Source organism: Paenibacillus sp. FSL R5-0744, assembly GCF_037972555.1.
In the GTDB taxonomy this organism is placed as follows: Bacteria; Bacillota; Bacilli; order Paenibacillales; family Paenibacillaceae; genus Paenibacillus_AQ.
Genome location: NZ_CP150228.1, coordinates 1,948,904 through 1,975,633, shown reverse-complemented (window position 1 = coordinate 1,975,633; position 26,730 = coordinate 1,948,904). Strand labels below are relative to the sequence as shown.

General features: G+C 42.2%; 14 protein-coding genes. 7 read left to right on the top strand and 7 right to left on the bottom strand.

What is annotated here, in order from left to right; genetic code table 11:
• Positions 1 to 16 precede the first annotated feature (16 nt).
• From MKY19_RS08530 to MKY19_RS08520, 3 genes are all read right to left on the bottom strand, one after another.
• Entirely contained in the window at positions 17 to 859 is an 843-nt protein-coding gene (locus tag MKY19_RS08530; protein ID WP_339269869.1) for a sugar ABC transporter permease, read from the bottom strand.
• Positions 856 to 2,169 carry a sugar ABC transporter permease gene (locus tag MKY19_RS08525; RefSeq protein ID WP_042125830.1) on the bottom strand — a complete coding sequence of 438 codons (1,314 nt, stop codon included), beginning with the start codon at positions 2,167 to 2,169 and terminating at the stop codon, positions 856 to 858. Before MKY19_RS08525 ends, MKY19_RS08530 begins: the two co-directional genes overlap by 4 nt.
• 107 nt (positions 2,170 to 2,276) lie before the next feature.
• On the bottom strand, positions 2,277 to 3,611 hold the full coding sequence (locus tag MKY19_RS08520; RefSeq protein WP_339269867.1) for a maltose ABC transporter substrate-binding protein: 1,335 nt from the start codon (positions 3,609 to 3,611) through the stop codon (positions 2,277 to 2,279).
• Positions 3,612 to 4,403: 792 nt separating this feature from the next.
• Here MKY19_RS08520 and MKY19_RS08515 point away from each other — a divergent pair.
• Positions 4,404 to 6,149: an alpha-glycosidase gene (locus MKY19_RS08515; RefSeq protein WP_076300000.1), complete on the top strand. Its 1,746-nt coding sequence runs from the start codon at positions 4,404 to 4,406 to the stop codon at positions 6,147 to 6,149.
• A 168-nt stretch (positions 6,150 to 6,317) separates the two neighbouring features.
• On the opposite strand, the gene MKY19_RS08510 is transcribed toward MKY19_RS08515, so the two are convergent.
• Entirely contained in the window at positions 6,318 to 14,039 is a 7,722-nt protein-coding gene (locus tag MKY19_RS08510; protein ID WP_339801961.1) for a pullulanase, read from the bottom strand.
• Between the two features lie 744 nt (positions 14,040 to 14,783).
• On the opposite strand from MKY19_RS08510, the gene MKY19_RS08505 reads away from it, so the two are divergent.
• The 6 genes from MKY19_RS08505 to MKY19_RS08480 all read left to right on the top strand — a co-directional run bounded on the left by MKY19_RS08505 (position 14,784) and on the right by MKY19_RS08480 (position 23,143).
• Positions 14,784 to 15,830, top strand: coding sequence for a LacI family DNA-binding transcriptional regulator (locus MKY19_RS08505; RefSeq protein WP_042186323.1), 1,047 nt, complete (start codon positions 14,784 to 14,786; stop codon positions 15,828 to 15,830).
• 223 nt (positions 15,831 to 16,053) lie between these two features.
• Entirely contained in the window at positions 16,054 to 16,710 is a 657-nt protein-coding gene (pgmB, locus tag MKY19_RS08500; RefSeq protein WP_042186321.1) for a beta-phosphoglucomutase, read from the top strand.
• Positions 16,711 to 17,032: 322 nt separating this feature from the next.
• On the top strand, positions 17,033 to 19,351 hold the full coding sequence (locus tag MKY19_RS08495; RefSeq protein ID WP_339269863.1) for a glycoside hydrolase family 65 protein: 2,319 nt from the start codon (positions 17,033 to 17,035) through the stop codon (positions 19,349 to 19,351).
• 94 nt (positions 19,352 to 19,445) lie between these two features.
• Entirely contained in the window at positions 19,446 to 21,128 is a 1,683-nt protein-coding gene (locus MKY19_RS08490; RefSeq protein ID WP_339269862.1) for an alpha-glucosidase, read from the top strand.
• A gap of 144 nt (positions 21,129 to 21,272) precedes the next feature.
• Complete coding sequence (locus tag MKY19_RS08485; RefSeq protein ID WP_188114583.1) at positions 21,273 to 22,136, top strand: AraC family transcriptional regulator; 864 nt, start codon at positions 21,273 to 21,275, stop codon at positions 22,134 to 22,136.
• 155 nt (positions 22,137 to 22,291) lie between these two features.
• Positions 22,292 to 23,143 carry a DegV family protein gene (locus MKY19_RS08480; RefSeq protein ID WP_042186314.1) on the top strand — a complete coding sequence of 284 codons (852 nt, stop codon included), beginning with the start codon at positions 22,292 to 22,294 and terminating at the stop codon, positions 23,141 to 23,143.
• A gap of 60 nt (positions 23,144 to 23,203) precedes the next feature.
• On the opposite strand, the gene MKY19_RS08475 is transcribed toward MKY19_RS08480, so the two are convergent.
• From MKY19_RS08475 to MKY19_RS08465, 3 genes are all read right to left on the bottom strand, one after another.
• On the bottom strand, positions 23,204 to 24,844 hold the full coding sequence (locus MKY19_RS08475) for an ATP-binding protein (RefSeq protein ID WP_339269861.1): 1,641 nt from the start codon (positions 24,842 to 24,844) through the stop codon (positions 23,204 to 23,206).
• A 206-nt stretch (positions 24,845 to 25,050) separates the two neighbouring features.
• Positions 25,051 to 25,752, bottom strand: a complete 702-nt coding sequence (locus MKY19_RS08470) for an ABC transporter permease (RefSeq protein ID WP_339246370.1) — start codon at positions 25,750 to 25,752, stop codon at positions 25,051 to 25,053.
• Positions 25,736 to 26,656: an ABC transporter ATP-binding protein gene (locus tag MKY19_RS08465; RefSeq protein ID WP_339269859.1), complete on the bottom strand. Its 921-nt coding sequence runs from the start codon at positions 26,654 to 26,656 to the stop codon at positions 25,736 to 25,738. The genes MKY19_RS08470 and MKY19_RS08465 overlap by 17 nt, the downstream gene beginning before the upstream one ends.
• Positions 26,657 to 26,730: the final 74 nt, after the last annotated feature.

Genomic DNA, 26,730 nt, shown 5'->3' with positions numbered 1-26,730 from the left:
GTATGAAGCGAAATTGTTACCCCTTACTAGCTCCTGCAGTCAATCCATCAACAAGCAGACGTTGCAAGAATACAAACAAAATCATAATCGGGATAGAGATCAGAACAGCACCGGCAGAGAATAAGGTGAAGTTAGTGTTTTGGTTCGTGTTAACCATATCCCACATTCCGACTGCGACGGTCCAGTTCTCCTTTGTCCGCAAAATAAGTCTGGCGAAAATGAAATCGACCCAAGGACCGACAAACTGAGTCAGTGCCATATAAGTGATCATAGGACGTGACAAGGGAAGAATCACTCGCATAAAGATCCCGAAATTACTCGCCCCGTCTATTCGAGCCGCCTCATCCAAAGAACGAGGAATCGTGTCGAGGAAGCCTTTGGCGATAAAGGTTCCCCCCAGCGGCGCCCCGGCTGCATAGACGATAATCAAGGCAATATGCGTATCCAGCAAATTAAACTCCTTAAGGAGCATATAAATGGCAATCATACTCATAAAACCAGGGAACATACCAAGAATCAGAACCGTAGATAACGCTGTTTTACGCGCTTTAAAACGGAATCTGGATACTGCATAACTGGTTAACAAGGTAAGAACTACACCGATAAGCATGGAGAATATAGCTATCTTCAATGTATTCGCATACCAAGTTCCAAACATATAGCTTGGTGACGTGAACAATTCTCTGTAGTGATCAAAGGTGAATTGCTCAGGGATAAACGATTTACTGTACAGTGATTTACCAGGCCGGAAGGAAGCAAACAGAATCCAGAGGGCCGGATAGAGTGCCGCTATCGACAAAGCAATCAAGATGATGTAACTACCACTTAAGCGAATAAAGTTCGCGATCTTTCTGCTCATTGGATCATATCCTCCTCTTTGAATGATTTCGTCCGGCGGTAATTGTACAGGGAGAATGAAGCAACAATGATAAAGATAATAATCCCTATTGCCGAAGCCATGTTGTTTTTATTCTGATCAAGTGTTAATTTGTATAGCCAGGTTACTAGCAAGTCCGTGGAACCGGCATATTGATAATCACCATTTACAGGACTACCGCCTGTCAATAGGAAGATCGCATTAAAGTTGTTAATGTTACCTGCGAATTGCGTAATTAAAGTAGGCGCTGTGGAGAACAATACCATTGGTAACGTAACGATACGGAACTTCTGATAACCTGATGCTCCATCCACCTCAGCGGCTTCATACATATCCCGAGGAATTGTAGTCAGTACGCCCATAATAAGTAACATCGAGACTGGAATACCAACCCACATGTTAACAATAATTACGGTAACCTTAGCCCAGAATGGATCTGTCAACCATGGTAATCCACCCATTCCAAAATACCCAAGGTATTGGTTGATCGGACCGAATTGACCGTTAAATAAATTGCGCATGAGCAGTAAAGAGATTAACTGCGGTACTGCGTAAGGTACAATCAGAATAACTCTCCACATTCCTTTGAAACGAATACCTTTTTGGCTCACCAATAAGGCTACCAATAGTCCTCCGAAATATGTAGTGATCGTCGAAAGAACTGCCCATATAATCGTCCATGTTAATACACCATAAAAAGTGTGGCTCCATGTTTTGAGAACTAATAAATTTCGGAAAGTCTGAAATCCAACCCAGTCAACCAATTTAGCGGGTGGAAGATGATCAGGTGCGGAATAGTTCGTAAACGCCAGCAGGATCATGAAGATGATTGGCATGATCGTAAAGAATAAAACACCAATACCCGGCAAGACCAAGAACGTCTGAGCGAACTTATAATCCAGTATATAGCGAACACTTTGTTTAAAGGTGTTTGCCTGAAGACCGTTATCGCGTTTCTCTCCAGTCTTATAAGCATCTTTAATGTTCAAATACCAAGCGAGGATTATGATGATAAGCATTAAAATGGTGATCAAGCTTTGAATCAAAATATAAATCGAGTGATCCCCAGCTACCATCTTAGCGATGCCTTTTACTTTTACCAAACGGCTAGGGTTTTCTCCTAGTGTAACAAAACCCCATAGAGCAGTAGCAAGATTCTGAATAAAATAATAAACAGCGGCGGCTTCTACAACTAAAAACATGATTCCTTTGATGAATTGGCGGTTATATATTTGTCCCAATCCCATGAAAATCGTCGACAGTACTGCGGCCCTCGTGCGATGTCGCTGCATTTCGCTTCCGTTCTCCTCTCCGAGTGAAAATAAGAAGCTGCCCTCCGCTAAACATGCGACGGGCAGCTTGATTCACTGTATGCTGTTAAGACTGTGATTTATGATCCTTATTGCGATGAACTGTTGTTCAAATCTTTGATTTGTTGAACGGCTTTGTCCATTGCTGCTTTTGGATCTACACCCTTATCCCAAATTTCTGGAAGCGCTGCATTTACAGGGCTCCAAACGTTACCCATTTCAGGGATAGAAGGCATTGGTTGGGAACTCTTAGCTTGTGCTGCAAAAGCGGACACGAATGGATCATTAACGATTTGTGGATCAAGAAGCGCCTCGTTGTTTGTAGGAACAGAACCGATCGTTTTGTTCAGTAACAATTGAGCGTCTTTGCTTGAAGCAAAATGAGCGTACAATTTAGCAGCATTCGGATATTGAGTAAACGAGTTAACTGCGAAAATTTTGATACCAGAGAATGTAATAGCTGTTTTGCCATTTACTGTAGGGATCGGTGCGATACCAAGGTTATCTCCAAGAGCTGCTTTGTATCCTCCAAGCTCCCAAGGACCAGTGATATCCATCGCTACATCACCTGAGTTGAACAAGCTGCGTTTGATATCACTATTGATATCTCCGCTCTTAATTGGCAATGCTTCTTTCATTTTCACAAATTCTTTAAGTCCTGCAACAGCTCCTTCATTAGCAAGTCCGATGTCATCTTTATCTGTACCGTCCTTACCGAATAGATATCCACCATCAGAAGCGATAAACATGTAGTTGAAGTACAGGTTTCCTACTTCCCACATAATTCCGTATCTGTTCTTGGATTTATCTGTGAATGTTTTGCTGAAAGCAAGAACATCGTCGAAAGACTTAGGTGCTTCTTTAACAAGTGATTTATTGTAGAACAATGCATAAGTTTCTGCTGCTCTTGGGTAGCCATACAATTCGCCATCGTACGAAGATCCGATAATTGAAGCTTCAGTATTGCTAGCTTTTGTTTCTTCACCGAAGACGTCATTAGGAAGAACCAAGCTCGCACTTGCCGCTTTACCTAAGTTGTCGTGAGGGATAAGAACAACGTCTGCTGCTAATCCTGAAGGACCATCTTGCGTAAGTTTAGTTACTTGATCTGGTGGTGCCAACTCTTCAATCTTGACTGGAACGTTATATTTTGCTGTGAACTGCTTAGCAATTTCATCTGCGAATGGTCTTTCTTCCTTACTTTCCCATACAACTAGTGTCGCTCCATCTTCAGGTACAATTTCTTCTGTTGCTGCTGCATCTGTGGTCTCTGGCGCTGCAGTCTCTGTAGTGTTGTTAGCAGCATTAGTAGCTTTTGCTGCATTGTTTCCCCCGGCATTCCCATTGTTGCTCGAACCACACGCTGTAACGGACAGTGCCATAGAGACAGCAGCGGTGATAACCATCACTTTTTTTAACTTCATTACTTTAACCCCTCCCAATTTTAAAAAAGCATAAGATGATAAAATAGTAGAGCTAGAAATTTGCGCAAACGATTTCAGAAAAGCTAAAAAAAAAGTTATTCTTTTAGCTCGCTCCTTCTTGAGATGCAATTCGCAGTGCAAGAAAGCGCTTCATTCATGAATACATCATACAACAGTATCGTTTGTTTTTAAAAACGTTTGCACATACCATATTTGACCATTTTCCATTAATTTATAAACACTATAGGCATTTATCTCCATTTTTCACATGATATCTTTTAATTAATCGATAATTCATGTGTTTAAAAATGGAATTGTTATTTTATTTGCCCCTCATATCCCACAAATTCACTTTTCCTATAGATTTACAATTATCTGAGAGTAGAAACGCTCATATACTCAAGTGAAAATTTGTGCAATGGTTTGAACAAGAGTATTGAAAGCCCTTTTATTCCATGCTATAATCCAAATCGTTAAGAGGCAACCCAACATGAATCATTTCATCTATTGTCTGCCTCCTGTTCTATATAACTAAAAGGCAATGTTACTTATGAAAGGTACAACCTCGGACAAGCTACTTCGCGGCGGTTGTGCCTCTTTGTTATGTGCAAGTTTGCCTCATCATTTGCGCATGTTGCATAAAAAATTGTGCAACCAATAACAATAGCGACATTCTAAACCCCACGCGCTGTGGTGAATGGTTCGGGAAAGTATCGCTTACAAAACTTAAGCGTATGCTTTTGAGGTAGTTTTGCCGAAGCTGGTCTTACAAAACTTGAGGAGGACTTATTCATGTTACTGGAAGCTGTGTACCATCGCCCGCGGTTAAATTGGTCTTATGCCTATAATGAGAGTACGATTCACTTGCGTCTCCGCGCTAAAAAAGGGGATTTAACAGAAGTATTTGCTTTTGCAGGGGATAAGTACACTTGGGATACCACGAAAGAGCTAATTCCCATGACCCTCTTCACCTCTGATGCGATGTTCGATTATTGGGAATGTGCTTCAGTTCCCATCTATCGCCGATTGAAATACGGATTCTTACTGCAAAAGGATAACGAGAAGGTTTGGATGACCGAAAATGATTTTCAAACGAACCGGCCAGAAAATCCAAACAAGCTTTTCGAGTTCCCATTTATTAACCCTGTTGATGTGTTCACTCCACCTGCCTGGGTAAAGGATGCTGTATTCTATCAGATCTTCCCTGAACGCTTTGCAAATGGCGACCCTAGCCTTGATCCAAAAGATGTTCAGCCATGGGGAGCAGAGCCAACACCAACCAACTTTTTTGGCGGCGATCTGCAAGGGGTTATTGATCATCTGGATCATCTTAACGAGCTTGGCATCAATGCTATTTATTTCACACCACTCTTCACTGCAACTACTAATCATAAATACGATACAGAAGATTACATGAAAGTTGATCCGCACTTCGGGGATATTGCAACGTTAAAAAAACTCGTCGAACTCTGCCATAAACGTGGTATTCGTGTGCTGTTAGACGCAGTATTCAATCACTCCGGTGGAACCTTCGCTCCATTTTTAGATGTTCAGGAAAAGGGAGAAGACTCCATTTACAAAGACTGGTTCCATATTCGTGAGTTTCCGCTTCAAGTTGTAAACGGGATTCCTACTTATGATACTTTTGCCTTTGAACCACATATGCCAAAGCTTAATACCGAACATCCTGAAGTTAAAGAGTACTTACTGAAGGTCGCTGAATTCTGGATTACAGAAGTTGGAATCGATGGTTGGCGCCTCGACGTAGCCAATGAAGTAGATCATGATTTCTGGCGTGAATTCCGCAAGGTGGTAAAGCGCGCTAATCCGGAGGCCTACATCCTTGGAGAAATCTGGCATGAGTCTGCTCCGTGGCTGGAGGGTGATAAATTCGATGCCGTCATGAACTATCCCTTCACTGATGCTGTCTTAGACTTTTTTGTTCATGGTAACCTTGATGCAGAGGGGTTTGCCAACTCTATTGGTAGACAGTTATCGCGCTACCCACTGCAAGCAAGTGAAGTTGCCTTCAATCTGTTAGATAGTCATGACACTCCACGATTACTTACTCTGGCTGCTGGGGACAAAAATAAAATGCGATTAGCTGCACTATTCCAGTTCACCTTTATGGGTACTCCTTGTATCTATTATGGCGACGAGTTCGGAATGGACGGTGAAGGTGATCCAGGTTGTCGTAAATGCATGGAGTGGAACCCTGAGAAGCAGGATCGTGATCTGTTCGAATTCTACCGTCAGCTCATTCAAATCCGCAATGAGCAACCTGCACTTCGTACGGGGACGTTTACTTTCTTGGAGGCAGGTCGACAAGGCAGTAAGATAGCCTATGAACGCCGATTGGATCTTGAGACTATAGTTGTACTGATCAATAGCGAAGAGACCGCTCAAACGTTCCGTATTGACGTAGACGAGCGAAATTGGGAGAACTTGTTCACGGCCGATACAGTGCGTGCTGAGCGTGGCAAGCTGAACGTGAAGATGCCTGCTTATGGTTTCGCTATACTTAAAGCAATCAACTAAATTTAAATGCCTTTGGCCGTATAAAACATAACAAAACAGGGTATCTCACTAGCTATGATAGCTGTGGGATACCCTGTTTTCTATTAGAGATGACTAAGAATGACTGTCACATTACTAGCCAATTACTAATACTTCGGTGCACTAACAATCAGCACACCGAAGTCCAGTTTACTTGCTCAGTAGTGTATAAATAATCTGTGCGCTTTCGGCGCGGGTCATCCACCCTTTTGGAGCAAATTGATTGTTCTCTCTGCCTTGGAGAAGCCCTAGACCTGCTGCTGTCTTCACGTAGCTATCTGCCCACTTGCTAATGCTAGATGCATCTGCAAATGTCGTGACACCCACTGCTGGTTCGATCTTCTTACCAGACTTCACTTCAAGCGCACGGATCACCATAATAGCCATTTCCTCACGGGTAATGGATGCATTCGGCGCAAAATTATCCTTGCTTCGACCACTAACAATGCCCAGCTTAGACGCTGTTGCTACGTATGATGAATACCATGCATCTGACTTGATATCAGTAAATTGAACCGGCCCTTCCGCATTTAAACCAAGTGCACGAACTAGTAATGCGGTAAATTCCGCACGACTAACATTGCTCTTCGGATTAAATTCGGTTGTCGTAACCCCCGAAACAATTTGTTTTGCAGCAAGAGACTGAATCGCATGGAATGCCCAATAAGTAGTTGGAACATCCTCAAACGACTTCACAATCTCAAGTACGGCATATTTACTAAAGTGCGTGACTTGTGTAGATATCACGTCTCCATTCAGCTGTCCACCTACGTACTCAAGCTCGCCATTATCGCCTAAATAGTAGATGCCCAATAAATCTTTATTCGATTGGCCTTTAATCTTAAACGATATCGTAATTGGCTCATCGAACTTCTTAACTACAATCCGGGTACCATCTTTCTTCAGAATGCTAAGTCTCAGTTCAAACACATCAGAAAGCGAAGTTACGGTCCCCACCTCTTTGTTTAAACCATCGATTAATGCTTTTGTAGCAGACTGGACCAATGGTTTCAGCTCCAACAGGATTTGAGCACCTTCCGCATCCACACCTGAAGCTAAACTTGGTATTGTGCTTAACAGTTTGTTAGGGATAGTAACCAATAGATCCCCCACTTTAAATACTAGATCATTAGATCCCAATGTTTTTGCTGCTTGCAACGGTAACAATACCGCTGTCTTACCTGCAACAATAACAATCTCTACCTTACCCTCTTTCACGTTCTTTAAGCTATCCTCACTGACAACTTGCATATCAGCAGGAGTTGTTGGGCTAACCGCCACGCTTCCAGAAGTTGGTGAATTTGTCACTTCAGGCGACGGCGTTGGTGTTGGTGTTACTTCTGGTGTCACTGTTGGTGTCGGTGTTGCTTCTGGCGACACTGTTGGTGTTGGTGTTGTTTCTGGTGTCTTCGTTGGTGTTGGCGTTGCTTCTGGTGTCTTCGTTGGTGTCGGTGTTGCTTCTGGCGACACTGTTGGTGTCGGAGTTGCCTCTGGTGACGCCGTTGGTGTTGGTGTCGGTGTTACATCCGATGCCTCTACCAGAATAACCGTACCCCCATCATCTCTACCTGGTAGATCAATGATTACTTTTTGATCTTCGGATACCGTGTATGTTTTACCGCTGTACTCATCCTTCACAGATGAATTGGCAGCAAACGGTACCGGAATCGTTGCGGATTCCTCACTTGTCTTAGTGTTAATAACCGTCACGACGTTCTCATTATCGTAAGACTTATTGAAGGCTAAATAACCTAAATCATCTGAACCTGCCAACTTCGTGCGCGTCCCTTTGGAATACACTTTGGAGTATTTTGCACGGATATTCAACAGCTTCTGATAATGATCATGAAGTGGCTTTTCTGCAGTCAACTGATCCCAAGGCATATCTTTACGGTTCTCACTGAACTCACCTTTAGACATGTCTCCTGCATTTTTGCCCGATTTCCCCAGTTCTTCTCCATAGTAAATGACTGGCTGTCCCTTGGCTGTGATTTGCAGAGCGGCTGCGATTTTCAGCTTGCCTTTATCTCCATCCACATAATTAGACAAGAAGCCATCCTCATCATGACTACTCAGGAATTGAGCCATCATCTTCGTGTTATCAATCTTTAACTCTCGTTCCTGCAAATAGGAATCAACACTGTTAACTTTACCATCAGTAAAGTCTTTCGCAGCATCATTAAATCCAAAATCAAGCAGTCCGTCCATCTGGCCTGTTTCAAGCATTCCACCATTGCTATCAATGGTTCCGCCGAAGTATTCACCGGTCATTTTGAAGTTTGGATCAATTGAAGTCAGTGCATTTTTAAATGCTTTCCAAGTTGTATCTTCTACATGTTTGACTGTATCCACACGGAAATAGTCAATCGTATCTCCACGTTCCGTCCGAGCGTTATCTAACCACCCTGTTTGCCAAGCGATAATTTTTTCACGAACGGCTGGATCTTCCGTTTTGAAATCCGGCAATCCTGCAAGCTCGCCTTTGATTGGATCTGTATCCGCGGATACACCATCCGTACGAAGCATTCCTTCAAAACGTGCTTTATCCTCAGCTGTAATCGTCGGCTCTTTATCCTCAACCTTTAAACCGTAGCCCGTATGATTGAGTACAACGTCGACCATGATCTTAATGCCCTTGTCATGTGCCTTTTCGATCAATTCCTTGAAGGTCTCCATATCACCAAGATGCTCGTCGAGCTTTGTAAAGTCCTTGGCCCAATAGCCATGATATCCGTATTGTTTGAATCCATAACCTTTATTAAAATCAATATTATCTACAATTGGCGTAATCCAAAGCGTGTTAATACCAAGTTCTTGCAAATAATCGAGATTGTCGATCATTCCTCGGAAATCACCACCGTGGTATGCTTCCAGTTGATCTTTATCTACATTCTCATTATTTGTTGGATCTCCGTCTTTGAAGCGGTCTGTAAGCGCGAAGTATATACGAGCCTCATCCCAATCAAAATCCAGCTTATCACCTGTGTAGGTTCTCGCTTTTACCTCGAGTTTAGCATTTTCTTTATGTGTATTTCCGTACTGGTCCACGAGCGTAATCGGAATATTTTTAATCCCCGCTGACACCGTGTCCTTCACAGCAACTGTCTGCTTCATCAGCTCCGTATCCAGCTTAACTTTGCTTGGTCCTCCAAGATTGGTTAAATCCATGTATCCCTCTGAATATGTTACCTCTTCTGAAGTCACTACATTGATGGTTACAACCGCATTCTGATTAGATGCAACTGCTTCCGGATTCACGGATGTCGTAATCTTAACGTCAGGAATATGATACACAACAATAGATTCATCATTCACTGTATTCTTAGGATCTGTAAATTCAGTAGTGATTCCGTTTTTCGTGATCAAGAACGTATACTTATACGTACCTTCTACTAAATCAGTCAACGTGTAAGTGAACCACTCGTTAGCGGAATCATAAACCATTGGATATATTTTTCCATTCACTTTTACTTTTGCAGCTGTGATCGCATCCATATTTCCATTACGGAACAAGGCATCATCGCGATATCTAAAAGTAATCGTTCCATCCTTAAGGATAGGACCGCTAATACTTGGTTTGATATCAAACTCCTTCACCCCGCTAGTTACATTCACTTTAGTGAATAATTCACCAGGCGTCAGCGGAATGATACGGTCATCCCCGTAGGGGTCCTTAATCGACCAATCGGTACCTTTACGAAGGACGAACCCTACACTTGTCGCATTCTCAGCAACCTCAATCAAAACACTCGCTGTGCCATTCTTAAAGGTTGTAAAATCAATCTGATCATTTTTAACTCCTGTATTCCAGACCCAGATGTTCCAATCCTTATAATCCTTATCACTACGGGTATAAGTGAACAGAACATATCTCTTATCCGTAACCTTAACTGTAACGGTTGTAGAAATACCGCCATAAGTAATGGTAATTACAGCTGTTCCATTACCAACTGCCTTCACTTGACCTTTATTGGTTACTGTAGCCACTTCAGGCTTATTGGAAGTGTAAGTAGCCAATTGCGTAACATTTCTTCTGCTGTTGTCGTCGTACTTCGCAAAAACAGCTGTTTGATGCGTATTGCCTGCTGCCAGCGTGTAGCTTGTACTATCGGTCTCTATAGAAGTAAGCGTAGCGGCTTCAGCTTCCATTTTGATAATCACTGCAGTCAAAGGATCTAGCTTGATTGAATTAGCAGTTAAAATGAAACCACTCTGTTGACTAACCGCAGTAACACCAGCTTCATCATTGTCAACAAGCACCTGACCACTCGTCAAATCCTCTGATAAAGTAAGAGTTCTAGCTGTGCTATCGCCATTCATGAAGACATAATAGATACCTGTGCCATCAGTAGCTTTGTTTGAATAACCAATGACAAGATCATCAGTCTTCATTTCTGGTGCAGGAATTAGGTTAACATTGGAATCAACCAGATCCTTGTCGCCCAATCGGAATGCATCGGTAGACTTTCTCAATTCCATCAGACCTGACGTATATTTTCTTGTTGTATTCTGTACTGGGAATTGTGATTCATCCGTTGCTTTAGTCCAATCAAACATGTTGACAGCATCCGAAGAATCATACGAATCATGAATAAAATAACCAAAGGATTTGCCTTCACTATCAAACATTTCAGTGTACTTATCCTGAGGAACCGAAGTGCTATTCCATTGCTTGGTACGCCCATATTCCTGGCCTGCATGAATGAAGGCAGTGCCTTGGGAGGTTAGAACAAGCATGTTTCCAAGTCTAATCCGTTTCTGGATTTCAAGCTCATTCTTCTCAATGGCAGGATCTTTCTTGATCGTTTGTGCAATAACATCGTGCAGCGTCAGGTTATCATGCGCTTCGATGTACGGAACGATATCACCTGGATCATCAGCAGGCGTATTTGAGGGCTCCGCCTTAATATTGTTAAAGATTGTCGCTATTGGACGCGCTCCGCCTGTAATAAATCTAGGTTGACCTTCGGAACCATAACCAGATTTCAATTCATTGCGGAATTCGTCAGAGAAAACACCGACGCTATCCGTTTTATCCATCCAGTCCTGATCTGCCCCTTTTCCAGCAAGGGAAGGATCAGCTGCGGCACCACCGAATGTTCTCCAGCCTTCACCGATAAAAAGTGCCTTCGGATTAATTTCTGCCGCGGCATCATAAGCATTCTGAACAGCCTCCGCTGTCGCATCGCCCATCATATCCCAGCGCATTCCATCTATCTTGTACTCTTCAAACCAGTATTTCACGGAATCAACCATCAACTTCTCAGCCATTTTATGGTTAGTGGCCAGATTGTTTCCGAAACCTCCGATAAAGTTGCCATTTGCATCTTGGAACGCGTAGTAATTAGGTACGATGTCGTTTAAGAATTCTTTTTTAGCCATATGTGTGTACACTACATCCAGAATGACACCCATTCCAGTTTCATGTACGGCGTCAATCAAACCTTTTAATTCTTTAATCCGTGCCTCAGGATCAGCAGGTTTCTGCGAATAAGCACCATCTGGAGAGAAGTAGTTGTGAGGATCATATCCCCAGTTGTATTCATTGTTTTTAGCGGAATATTCTGTTTCTCTAGTCCCCATCTTCGTCTCATCCCCGTAATACCAAGCCATTACAGGAAGTAATTGAATATGAGTTACACCGAGAGATTTAATATAATCGAGCTTCTTTTCAAAAGCGCTATAAGAGCCCCATCTTTCGCCACTCAGACTATCTTCGATCGATACATCGGATGTAAAGTCTCTGACGTGGACTTCATAAATGATTGCGTCTTCGCGTTTTTCGTAGCCTTTAATATCAGCATAACCAAAGGTATCCGGGTTCGTCTGGCTTAAATCAACGATAGCCGCTTTACCGACTGTATCCCCGCCAGCACCAGCTGCACCTGTGGTATCCATAGTAAATACCGCCATTGATTTAGCATAAGGATCAAGGACCTTATTGGTTACACCGTCATTCGTCACTTCATATTGATAAAAGAATCCTCTTACATCGTTTGTAGTCGTGCCTGTCAAATCAGTCGGCTTCAAATCAACCGACCAGACCCCTTGATCTCCACTCGTTAAGTCAACACTGCCCACAAGCACGTTGGAGTCATTCTTATCGTACACATTTACGACAACCGAGCTAGCTTTAGGAGCCCACAATTTTAACGTGGCTGTTTTGTCAGCGTTGTACGTAGCCCCTAGATCATCTCCTGTATAATTGTACATTTCATCAAGCATTCTCCAACCACTAGCCGCAGAGACCGTTTTGCCTGAATAAGTAACGCTAAGCGGAACTTTATCCAGATCAAAGGCTTTTGTATCAACTTCAATTGAAGTTTTGCTAGTAATGGTTACAGCCGATACAGGAATAGCAACACCGTCTTTATCTTTAACGGTAATCTCATTCTTCAATGCTGCTGCATCCAAGCCGTCAGTTAACGTGAAACCAAGAAGGATTTTGCTCGTCGACAACACTTCAGCAGATACTAAACCGATAGGTGTTTCACCAAATGGTGAAACATATACATTGTTGTCTCCTTCTTTTATCCACAGCTGGTTGTAACGATCCAGTAGAGTAAATCCTTTGTCACCGCCGTCTTTATTATCGCCATTCAACGGGTTCACTACGAGAAACCCAATTTTTTTTGCAGCTTCTTTCAATGGAATATCAATATAAGCACCAAAGCGACCTACTTGATCGGCTTGGAATGGAATTGCATCTTTAGGCCAATCCTTAAGTGAAACTGCTACATCTTCCCACAACCATAATCCATACTGACTTTGATTGGAATCTGATCTCATATAATGGATCCGAACGGTATTTGCCGGAAGCTTAACCGGTTCATAAGGCGTAACTACATCAGAGCCTTCTGTGATCCATACTTCATTAGTTTGTGGAGTATTAATTGAGAAGTTCTTATCTCCTCCATCTTTAGCACCACTTGCACGCTGAAGTGCGATGAATGAGATTTTCTTAGCCCCATCCTTAATCGGCACATCAACATATGCACCATAGGAATCCATTTGTCCATCAGGAAAAGGGGTCGCACCCATAGCCCAATCAACAGAAGGGCTTACAACATCACCCCATAACCACAATCCCTTATCGGTGTAATCACTAGCTTTGTAGTGAACACGAATGTGCCCTGCTGGAACAGGTGTAACCTCTACAGGTTCAGTAGGGACTTTATATTCTGCGGTCACTCTGTGATCTGCAGTATTGTACTTGAAGGTTACCTTAAGATCTAACGGTAGGCTCAACGCTAGATCGCTTTCTGGATAAGACATATCCTCTGCTTCTGTGGCTCCTGGAACAGAAACCTTATATGTGTAATCTCCCTGAGGCACAGTAACAACTGTACTGTACACACCATCAAAATCAGGATCTGTTAATGTGGACAACGCCTCTGCTGGCAGGTTTCCTGTCAATTTAGGCGTAATTGGCGTGTAATACGTAGAATCAGCTATTTTATGAGTGATGTCATTATAATAAAAGGTTACAGTCGTTTCTTCTTCTAACTTTATGTGGATATTCTCTCCATCATTTTTCCCTTGAGGGTTTGTATACTTTGCAAATCCATAGTTCTCATCCCAACTATCATTCAGAGCAACCTTGTAATTATATTCTTTCGCTGGCAGAGTCCCAGTAAAAGAATACAACCCATCGCCTGAGTAAGTCATTTGGGTGACTACTGATGTCTCATCCCAATCCTTGCCGGGATTTTCCGCCCCAGTAGAAATAAACTGTGATTGCAAATCACCGACCAAAACTACCTTTGTCGTTTCTGCTGAAACCTTAACTGGGTGTAAGCCGAGACTAGAGAACACAAGAGCAACGATCATAAAGATCGCGAACGTCCTCTTACCCCATAAAGTTATTTTCATTTTTGTATAACCTCCCATAATTATGAATTCCCTTTGTGCAAGCGGATACATAATTTCTCGAACCCCGCCAATTATTCTGGGGTTATGAAATCATGCGTCTTCCTTCTGTGGTTGGAGAAGGTCTATGTGTGCGGCTCGTCAAACCGGATTAACAGCATCATCCTCCCATCAAAGTTAAAGATCAACACCAAAATCATGAATTTAGTGCAAACGTTTGCAAATAGTCGTGCACAAACCTAAGTACATAAAATTCATTCCTTAACACAACTGATATCGATCCAAAATCACCCAATGTAAACGCTTGCTATATTTTGATTTACATACTAATGCTGTATTTATGGTATTGTCAACCAGTATTTTTATGTGTTTAACGAACTCAAATTATCATAAAAGTAAAAATAAAGAAAAGTGAACCTGATAATCCCATTTAGGATTTATCCGTTTTTTTGACTGTCACTCTAATTCCATTCCTCGAATCAAATTGTTCCAAAAAATTTAAGCCATACGTTTGCATTTACGAAATGCTCCTCTCGATGAAATTGGATATCTTTTATACATATTAAGATCAATCTTGCTAAATCATTCATACTTTTTTGGTGAAAACAAACAATTTTACACATAAATTTCTAATACTCTTTCCAAAAGTAGCAATATTGCCCTTCCAAATGACTTTATCTATTTACAATTTAGAACTCTTAGATTAATATTACTGTGTAAAGCAAACGGTTCCATAAGGAGGTTTCTATGACAGTTACCATTAAGGATGTGGCCAAGAAAGCGGGAGTATCTCCCTCCACGGTATCCCGGGTATTGTCCAATCACCCCAGAATCAGCCTGGAAACTTCCCGCAAGGTCAAAGCTATTATGGAAGATATGGGCTATACACCTAACATGATGGCTAAGAGTCTAGTGTCGAAAACTACAAATAGCATATGCTTCAGTCTTCCTAAACCAGCTGAAGAGCTGTTCTCAAATTTATTTTTTATGGAATTAATCCGAGGGATCGTTACACAAGCTAGCCGTTCCGGCTACGACGTGTTAATTAGCTCCGGAGCAAACGAGAAGGAAGAATTGGAAGCCGTTTCAAGACTTCTAAAGGGTCGTCGAGTAGATGGTGTTATTCTGCTTTACTCTCGTACAGATGATGCTGTTATTGATTTTCTAGAGAGTAACGATTATCCATTCGTACTGGTAGGCCGAAGTGATCGATATGAGAATATTTTATCTGTCGATAACGATAATGTGATGGCAGCATATGATGCTACAAACCACCTCATTTCAATGGGTCATGAACGTATTGGCTTCGTAAGTGGACCGCCTAATCTAATTGTTTCTCGCGATCGTCTCGCAGGATACCGTAAAGCACTGCTGAATAGCGGTCTTGAAATGCGTGATGAATGGATTGTAGAAGGTGAATTTCTACAGGATAGCGGATATAGAGCGATGTCTTTTTTCATGAATTTGCCTAATCGGCCTACTGCTCTAGTTGCAGTGGATGATATGGTATCGTTCGGAATTTTACGTGGATTGAATGAGCTGAAATACAAAGTGCCTGACGATCTCGCTATTGTGAGCTTTAACAATATTCCATTATCTGAATTATCCAGCCCTCCGATCAGTAGTATTGATATTGGAATTTATCATCTTGGCTACACTGCATCTCAGGTACTTATTCAGAATATCAAGAGTCCGAATCACGATGCTGGTTATACAAACCGATTTGTTATTCCACATCGCTTGATCGTGAGAGAGTCATCCATGTACTCACATGCTAAGAACAAAACCGAATGAATAAGTGAAGCGATCAACGCTTCATTTATTTTTTGAAAATCTGTACAAACGTTTGCGCTAAATTACTAAAACTTCTTGATCCAGTTCTTTTCAGGGTGAATATTCGAATCTGAGGTTAAGATAAACTTAACATCTTTAGCAAAGCTTATACGAATTGAGAGCAAATTCAGATACGATTACCCAATGGATCACGATACTGTCACAAATTTTAGGAGGTACTACAATGACGGAAATTAAAGCCTGCTTGTTCGATTTGGATGGTGTTATCGTTGATACTGCCAAATACCATTATATCGCATGGAAAGAGCTTGCAGATGGATTAGGGTTTCTCTTCACAGAACAAGATAACGAACGTCTTAAAGGAGTCAGCAGAACTGCCTCGCTAAATATTTTGCTGGAAATCGGCGGACTAACTATCGATGAAGAAGAGAAAGCTAAGCTTGCAGAACAGAAGAATAATCGATATGTCGAATATATTGCGAAAATGGACAGCTCAGAGATTTTGCCAGGTGCGCTTGATTTTCTGAAAGAGTGCCGTGAGAATGGCATCAAAGTTGCCCTCGGTTCTGCTAGTAAGAACGCAATGACGATATTAAATAATACCGGATTGACCCCTTACTTTGATGCAATCATCGATGGCACACACACAAGTGCTGCTAAACCTGATCCGGAAGTTTTTCTTTTAGGAGCTAAAGCACTTGGCGCTGATCCTAAACACTGTGTTGTCTTCGAAGATGCAGAAGCAGGAATTGAAGCTGCGTCGCGTGCTGGAATGTTCAGCGTTGGTATTGGTTCACCGGAAACGCTCAATGCGGCGAACATCGTCGTTCCATCGCTCGCTCATATGAGTGTGTCACAACTCAAAAAATCTTTTGCTTAAAGTCTAACGAACATTAATCAACTGAAAGTGTTAATGTGATTCGCCCTGCTACATCTAACCTACAATCAAATGAACTAAGTATTAATCATTAGATTTCTGGTGATGAGGTGACGGAGAGGAATTTTGGAACTGTAGAAGCGTAGCGTTCGCCTTTATAATCAGATTTCATCCGCAAAACGCGGCTAAAATATAGAAATCTGATTATAACAGCGATCGAAAGTCCAAAGATTCCTCGCAGTCGCACATATACCACCGGAATTTTAATGGAAGAATGATTTGTTCATTATATATCCCCACAACATATTTAAAGGAGCCGGTTATCGTGAAACAATATTTAACAATTGATGAATGGTCCATTATTGAAGAATCCTTTGATCCACAGACACAAGAAATCTCTGAAAGTGTATTTAGCCTTGGCAACGGATTTATGGGTGGTCGAGCTAATTTTGAAGAGCAATACAGTGGAAGTAGCCTACAAGGCAGCTACATGGCTGGCGTTTACTATCCTGACAAAACACGGGTCGGCTGGTGGAAGAACGGCTATCCTGAATATTTTGCTAAAGTACTGAACAGCACGAACTGGATCGGTATTAACATCGACATTGAAGGAACTCCTTTAGACCTGGCAAAATGTACGGTTTCCGATTTCCGTCGTGTTCTTAACATGAAGGAAGGTACGCTTTCCCGTTGTTTCACTGCCACACTCGAAGATGGTAAGGAAGTTAAAGTTGAGAGTATCCGATTCGTCAGCATGAATCGTCAAGAAATCGGTGCTATTCGTTACTCCATCATTCCTGTGAATTTCTCAGGCAAGATTACGATCACTCCTTATCTCGACGGTGACGTGAAGAACAAGGATTCCAACTACGACGAGAAATTCTGGAATGAAGTTGAGAAGCAAGCAGGCACTGAAGGTGGACACATCACCCTTAAGACCAAAAAACTCGATTTCCATGTAACCTCTGCTATGGCTTTTGATATCCTTGTCAATGGTGAAAAAGTCAACGCTGATGCTGAAGCTATTGAACAAGAGAAATATGTAGCCAGCAAAATGAATGTATCCGTACAATCTGGCGATCAAGTCGTCATTTATAAATATGTTGCTAACGTAACCTCGCGTAATCACGGTCTTGGACAATTGGTCGATGCCGCTCAAACTGCTTTGCAAGCTGCTAAGGAAGCTGGTTTTGTAACCCTTCTGACAGAACAAATAGAAGCTTGGAGAGAGAAATGGAAAGAAAGCGACATCATTATTGAAGGTGACGTTTCGGCACAGCAAGCGATTCGTTTCAATATTTTCCAGCTAAACCAAACCTACAATGGTGAAGATGACCGTCTGAACATTGGACCTAAAGGCTTTACAGGTGAAAAATACGGCGGCAGCACTTACTGGGATACAGAGGCGTATTGCGTTCCCTTCTATCTCAGTACAGCAGACTCCTCTATTGCTCGCAACCTGTTGATCTACCGTTACAAGCATTTGGAGAAGGCTAAGGAAAATGCTCGTAAGCTTGGTTTCGCAAAAGGCGCATTGTACCCAATGGTTACAATGAATGGCGAAGAGTGTCACAATGAGTGGGAAATTACATTTGAAGAAATTCACCGTAACGGTGCCATTGCTTATGCGATTTACAACTATGTGAACTACACAGGAGACAAAGCTTATCTTGGTCAATATGGCCTTGAAGTTCTGGTGGAAATCTCCCGCTTCTGGGAAGAACGTGTTCACTATGCAAATCGTAAAGACAAATACGTGATGCTTGGCGTAACGGGACCTAATGAATATGAAAATAACGTAAATAATAACTGGTACACCAACCGGATGGCTTCCTGGACTATGGAATATACCTTAGAAGCTCTGGATTATCTGAAAAAGAACGAATCCACACGCTATGCAGAACTAGTTGACAAACTAGGACTCCAAGAGAGCGAAACTGCAAAATGGAATGATATCATTGCCAAAATGTATTATCCTGCAGATGAAGAACTGGGTATCTTCTTGCAACAAGATGGCTTCTTAGATAAAGAGATTATTCAAGTCAAGGATCTGGCAGCTGAGAACCTGCCGCTAAACCAAAAATGGTCTTGGGATCGTATCCTTCGTTCTTGCTTCATTAAACAAGCGGACGTTCTGCAGGGATTATATTTCCTAGGGGACCGTTACGATCTGGATACCAAAAAACTTAATTTCGACTTTTACGAGCCGATCACTGTTCATGAGTCCTCCCTATCCCCTTGTATCCACTCTATTCTAGCCAGCGAACTAGGATATAAGGATAAGGCTTATGAAATGTACTTGCGTACTTCAAGACTGGATCTTGATAACTATAACAATGATACCGAAGACGGCTTACACAGCACTAGTATGGCCGGTACTTGGATGTCAATCGTACATGGCTTCGGCGGATTACGTGTTCATGATGGCAGACTGACTCTAAGCCCATCGAACCCAGGTCACTGGACAGCGTACTCTTTCAAAATCATGTTCCGCGGCTCCCGTCTAAAAGTAAGCGTTTCGGACGCACAGGTTACGGTTACGAATGAAACTGATATTCCAGCTTCTATTACTATCTATGACAAAGAATATACCGTGAACGGACTAAGCAGCATCACTGCTGACAGCAATTCCGTCACAGTATAAACCGACACCACAAGAGACCCTTTGGAGCCAATAGCTTTTTAGGGTCTCTTTATTTTTTTCCTAAATGGATAACTTATATAAGGAGTGATTATTAATGAAAAGAACCTTTTGGAAGGAAGCTGTCGTTTATCAAATCTATCCACGCAGCTTTCAAGATAGTAATGGTGACGGTATTGGAGATCTGCAAGGCATCATTTCACGTCTGGATTATTTGCAGAAGCTCGGTGTCGATGTAGTGTGGTTGTCACCAGTGTATAAATCGCCAAATGATGATAATGGTTATGACATCAGCGATTACGAAGATATTATGGATGAGTTCGGCACGCTAAAAGACTGGGAGGAACTACTGACTGGACTGCATGATCGTGGCATTAAGCTAATGATGGATCTTGTAATCAACCACTCTTCTGATGAACATCAATGGTTCGTAGAGTCCCGTTCGTCAAAGGATAATCCATACCGTGATTACTACATATGGCGTCCAGGTGGACCGAATGGCGAACGTCCAAACAATTGGAGTTCCATATTCAGCGGTCCGGCTTGGGAACTAGATGAGACTACCGGTGAATACTATCTACATCTGTTCTCACGCAAGCAACCGGATCTCAACTGGGACAATCCAAAGCTGCGCGATGAATTATACAAGATGATTACCTTCTGGCTCGACAAGGGTGTGGATGGATTGCGGATGGACGTCATTAATTTGATTTCTAAAGCAGAAGGGCTACCTTCCTTCCAAATCGAGGGCGAGGCGCCAGAGGAACTTGCTTGGGGTGGCGATTACTTTATGAATGGCCCCCGAGTCCATGAGTTTTTACATGAAATGAACCAAAAGGTTCTTTCAAGCTATGACATTATGACCGTCGGGGAAACGCCAGGGGCTTCAGTAGAGGATGCCGTTCTTTACACAGACGAAGATCGTGAAGAACTTCAAATGGTATTCCAATTCGAGCATATGGACGTAGATTCCGGCCCAGGAGGCAAATGGGATGTAGCCCCATGGACATTAACTAAACTGCGCGACATACTTCATAAATGGCAGGTCGGTCTGGCTGACAAGGGTTGGAATAGTCTGTACTTAAACAATCATGACCAGCCGCGTATGGTTTCACGATTTGGTGATGATGGGAAGTATCGCGTAATATCTGCCAAAATGCTCGCTACCTTACTACATACACTTAAAGGCACCCCTTATATTTACCAAGGTGAAGAAATTGGGATGACGAATGTAAAATTCACAACGCTGGAAGATTATAAAGACATCGAAATTCTGAATATGTACCGTGAAAAAGTAACTGAGGGTGGCGCAGATCATGAAACGATTCTGAACGCTATCCATGTCAAAGGCCGAGACAATGCCCGTACCCCAATGCAATGGGATGCATCTGCTAATGCTGGATTTTCAGAAGGAGAACCATGGCTCAAAGTAAATCCGATTTACAAGGAAATTAATGTGGAGCAAGCATTGGCGGATTCTGATTCAATCTTCTACTACTACCAGGAATTAATTGCTTTACGCAAAAAAAATCCGATTATGGTATATGGAGAATATAAGCTGCTACTGCCTGATCATGAGAACCTTTATGTTTATACAAGAACTTTAGAGGATGAACAATGGCTGATCCTGCTGAACTTCAACGAGGCCCCTCAAACCGTTGATCTCTCCGCTGAGCTGAGCACCGTTACTGATTTAATCATTGGAAATTACCCGGATGAATCACCAACACGAGAAATTCTGCGTCCTTACGAAGCAAGAGTGTACAGATTACAAAGCTGACTCTCTCCACCTTCCTGAGTTATACTATATAGGATGATTTTGTTAAGATTATTCTTCCATCAGCAACCTGTCATTAGAGAGCAAGGAATAACAGGATTTGCAAATGGTGGCATGTTAGTATGAACTCAAAGGGAGATGGCAGGCTTGGAATGGCTTATCCGCATGAAAGAAGCTTTAGATTATATGGAGAGCAAAATGGAGGAAACCTTTAATATAGAAGATATAGCAAAGGTTGCTTATTCCTCCCCTTTTCACTTCCAGCGTATGTTCTACATGCTCACCGGAGTATCAGTCAAAGACTATATCCGTAAACGCAAACTAACTCTGGCGGCACAGGAACTCGCTATTTCTAAAGTTAAGGTGCTAGATGTCTCATTAAAATACGGATATGACTCTCCCGAGTCGTTTGCCAAAGCATTCCGCAAAGCACATGGAATTACTCCTTCTGCTGCGCGGGAGTCAGGGGTACAGCTCAAAGCCTTCCCTAGACTCTCCTTCCATCTATCACTGAAGGGAGATAAAGAAATGGACTACAGAATTGAGACAAGAGACGCTTTTAATGTTATCGGACTAGTAGAGGAAATGACAACGAAAGATGGGGAGAATTTACGCCGTATCCCCCAGCTGTGGATTGAAGCTAATGAAAATGGTACGTCGGATAAGCTGATTGAGATCGGTGTTGATAAGGACATCCTTGGTATTTGTAAAGATTTCAATCACGAAAAAGAAACCTTCTCCTATTGGATTGCTGTCGAAGCCTCTCCAGAGACGGACGCTCAGGGCTTTGCTTCTACGACGATACCAGCTGCGAGTTGGGCTGTGTTCACCTCAGTAGGGCCAATGCCGAATGCTATTCAGCAAGCATGGTCACGGATCTTTCAGGAGTGGTTCCCTGCAACAGGCTATGAGCATACAGGAGGACCCGAGTTTGAGTTATACCTTCCGGGAAGACCTGATGCAGAGGATTATCGCTGCGAGATCTGGATACCGGTTATGAAAAAAAATTAATGCTTACTTAGACTATTCGGAATTCCGGATAGTCTTTCTTTCTTTCAGAATTTCTACGATTTCATTTTGAGAATCGGCTTAATCTTGGTATAATAAATAGATTATGTGATTCAATAATGACTATTGTCGTCCGATTATCGGTGAAGGAGAAATTCATGTCTACTGTAAAAATATTTTCAGACAGCACTTCCGATTTGCCTCAAGGCTGGAAGGATACTTTTAATATCGGCATCGTTCCCCTTTACGTAGTGTTTGAAGAAGGAACCTACAAAGATGGTGAAGATATCACACCAGAAGAAGTGTATCGCCGTGTCGCAGCAAGCGGAGTATTGCCAAAGACGGCCGCGCCTTCGCCAGCTGACTTTATCGCCGCTTTTCATCCGGTAATTAGCCGTGGAGATGATATTGTATATATCAGTCTCTCCTCATCATTATCCTCTACATATCAGAATGCACTTTTGGCTGCTGGGGAATTCCCAGAGGGGCGTGTACAGGTTATTGATTCACAGACCTTATGTGGAGGCATCGCTCTTCTCGTTATGAAAGCTGTCAGAGCCGCTGAAAAAGGTTACAGTGCCATTGAGATTGCAGCTATGCTGAAGCAGAGTCGTAATCTTGTAGAAACAGAATTCGTGGTAGATACGCTAGATTACTTATATATGGGTGGACGCTGTTCAGGTATGCAGAATTTCATCGGTAGTCTGCTAAAAATTCGTCCTGTTCTTAGACTTGTAGACGGCAGCATCGTACCTACTAGTAAAATTCGTGGCAAAAAAGAAAAAGCCGTGGAACAAATGCTCCAGAACGCCTTGGTTAACGTCGAGCGGATGGATAAAGAGCTGCTCATCGTTGTTCATACCTTAGCGGAAGAAGATGCTCGCTATCTAGAGACAGCGATACGAGAGAAAACTCAAGTGAATGAGATCGCTATCCTCAACGCAGGTTGTGTTATTGGTAGCCATTGTGGCCCACATACTGTAGGTCTCATGTATATGCTTCAAGATTAATATTCTAACGCAAATCTCCGGTCATTGCTTCGTAAGTCAATGAACCGGGGATTTGTGCGTTTACCCCTCCTGATTTGAAGTTGAATTTAACTCGACCTCTTTTTTTATGAAGGGTAACATAAACCGGAATGTTGAACCTTTATTCTCTTCACTTTCTACAAAGATTGTCCCACCCATCAGCTCAACCAGCTGCTTACAAATAGCGAGTCCCAACCCTGTACCGCCATATTTACGGTTGATGATCGGGTGCAGCTGTGAGAAGGATTGAAATAATAAATTGAGTTTATTATCGGCAATCCCAACACCTGTATCACGGACAGAGAATTCCAATAAATATTCTTTTGAATCCGAAAGTGGAATGTTCTTAACCGATAGTGTTACGCTCCCATGTTCTGTGAATTTCAGAGCATTTCCTACAAGATTGACAATAATCTGTCGCAAACGGATCGGATCAGCCAGTAACGTTGTTGGAACACTCGTATCCGCCCACCACCGCAAGGCCAGCTTCTTCTCTTCGGCTTTAGGCGTAAATAAATCAATAATGTCCGATATCATCTCTCGAAGTTCAAACGATTCGGTTTGCAGTGGCATTTTACCCGCTTCCATCTTGCTGAAATCAAGAATGTCATTCAAGATCTGTAAAAGCGTGTAACTACAGCTTCGTAAAATCTCGACATACCCCCGCTGTTCTTCTCCAAGATCAGTTTCAAGTAAAAGATCTGACATCCCTATCATTCCATTCATCGGTGTCCGAATTTCATGACTCATCATCGCTAAGAAGTCAGATTTGGCTTGCGCCGCCTGTTCTGCAGATTCTTTAGCGCGAATGATTTCTTTCGCATTCGTGATATCACTAAAAGCAATAACTGCTCCTGAGATCATCCCCCCATCCATAAGAGGCGACACCCGATAATTGACAAAAAAGCTGGTTCCATCCTTACGCCAGAAGATCTCATCGTCTTTCCTGCGGATAATTCCATCTGCAATTGTAAGACTAATCTGACAATCAGGGGTTGAATAACGTGAGCCATCGCCTTGGATTTGATGAATATATTCCATCAGCTTCAGGCCAACCAATTCTGTAGGCTGGTAACCTAACATATCTGCTCCCTCACGGTTAATAAAGAGCGTTCGCCCTATATTATCTAGTACGAATATTCCAGCTGAGACGGAGTTCAGAATAAGGTTCGCTCGTTTATCTTCGACTTCAGCAGCAAAAGTAGATTTGAAGTTTGACTCTAGTTCTACCTTATTCGATAATTTAGCATGAAAAGAATCTGCTAATGCGTTTAGCCAGTCATGTAACCCTTCCGAATAATGATGATAGTTGCTGTTATCCACTTGTATGATCGCGAATACCCCAACAATTCCCTCGTCTATCGTTATAGGAATAAAGTTTCCCTTCACAACGTCCGCTTTGGGATTGTTCAGATCTTGCAATTCAAAGCTAGAGGGATTCCCTTGCAGGGCAGCCTCAAAACTAGCTACATCAACAAGGTATATTCTTTTAAGTGCTGTCAGACCTATATCTTGGAACGATGCTTCTGCACTGGATTCTAGATAGAACGTACGATTCGTTCCTACGCAGTGACCTTGCCGATCCAACACAAATATCAAATTAGGATGATGGTCATATAACGATTTATAAGCGCTCTCTTCCGAAAGCAATCGTGTTAGAATGGACGTCCAGTCTTTATCCACAATTCATTTCACCTCAGGCTCTCTCATCCATTATCATTACCCTAAAATGAGCGGAAATCATCTTAAATTTTAAATTCTTCTATTTTGACCATTATAGCAAATATACTTTAATCGGTCGCAGATAAACACTAAATCCCCCTTTAGAACCCGACCACGATGACTTACACATCGTACTGAGATTCTTAAGAGGGATTTCTATAAATATTTTAGGCTATATCTTTATGGTCAATATTGCGAATCGCCATATAGGCAATACCTGCTCCAATCAAGCCAAGCGAGATCGACACCGCCGCTAAATTACCTAAGCGTGCTTGATCAAATCCACCAGAAATTAGGGACGTAACTAACACCGCCGAGACGATGGTGGCAGGAACTGATTTTTTCTTCATTCCAAAGTACAAAGGAATCAGAGCAATACCCGCTGCGTAAAATGCGTTTGCGCCTAACTTGATCAGCTCTGAAGTGATTATAGGAAGGTTTAACTCACCCGGGATAAGCCCTACAAACGAATTAAATCCTATTAGCATAGCTCCAACTACAATGTCTGACACGATGATGGCAACAAATGTGAAGGCGAACACTATCAATATTTTCGCAGTCATTAGCTTTTTACGTGAGATAGGGTACATGAAGAGAAGAGTAATAGTGTTGTTCTTATACTCATCAATCACCAGCTTGCTAATAATAACGGAAGCGAAAATAATATAAGCAGCCTTAACAAAAACGAACACACCTTCAAACATATCTGCGTAAGAAGCGAACGACGGTTCATTCTCATTTCGATCAACGAATAAAACCATAATCATAAACCCAAGAATAGCGAGATTGACGATTGCTGCCCCTGTAAGAAGAGTCTTTAGCTTATTCTTCCGAATCTCCAAAGATATTAATTTAAGCAACGCCTTCACCCCCAATCAATTGTAAAAAATAATCTTCCAGCGTATGTTGTTTCTTGCTGATGCTCTCAATCTCCACGTCTGCTAGCACTAACGCCTTATTCAGATTACGTTGTGAGATACCACCGTCATAAATTCTTACTGTAATATGATCTAGTACTTTGAAGTTATTGAGGCCAAGCTTGTGCTCCAACACGTACACTGCTTTGTTAATCTCATTCGTAACCACTTCGATATATTCTGTATTTTGACCGCGAATGGAATCCATCGCCACCTCTTCTACCAGAGCACCCTGCCGGATCACACCGATAGTATCAGCAATCTGCTCGATTTCCCCCAGAATATGACTAGATACAAGTAACGTCATTCCATATTCACGGCTAAGCATCCGGAACACTTCACGCATCTCTTTGATTCCCACAGGGTCTAGTCCATTAATCGGCTCATCCAGAATGAGTAGCTCCGGTTTCGTCATAAAGGCTCTGGCAATACCAAGGCGCTGCTTCATCCCAAGCGAAAATTGCTTCACCGGCTTTTTATCAATACCCGTAAGCTTTACCAGCTCCAGCGCTTCACCAATCGCTTGCGGATCATAATAGCCCATGTATTCTCCATGCAGGATCAGGTTTTCCTTGGCTGTGAGTTTATCATAGAACACTGGATATTCAATGATGCAGCCCATCCGTTTGAGCATTTCATACGAATGATTTGTCATTTTTTCATTAAAAAATTCAATCTCGCCACTCGTCGGCTTAACGAGGTTCGTGATCATTTTCATGACCGTTGTTTTGCCGGCACCGTTCGGTCCAAGAAAGCCATAAATTTCACCTTGTTTAATATTCATATTCACATTGCTAACGGCTTCTTTGCCTTGGTAGGTTTTCGTTAAATTTCTTGTTCGAAGTATCGTAGTCATTTCCGTGCTCCCCTTTGTTTTCGTCTCGTCTTCCTTAGTTCTTATTGTACACAGCAGAATTTTCTTTTTTATTA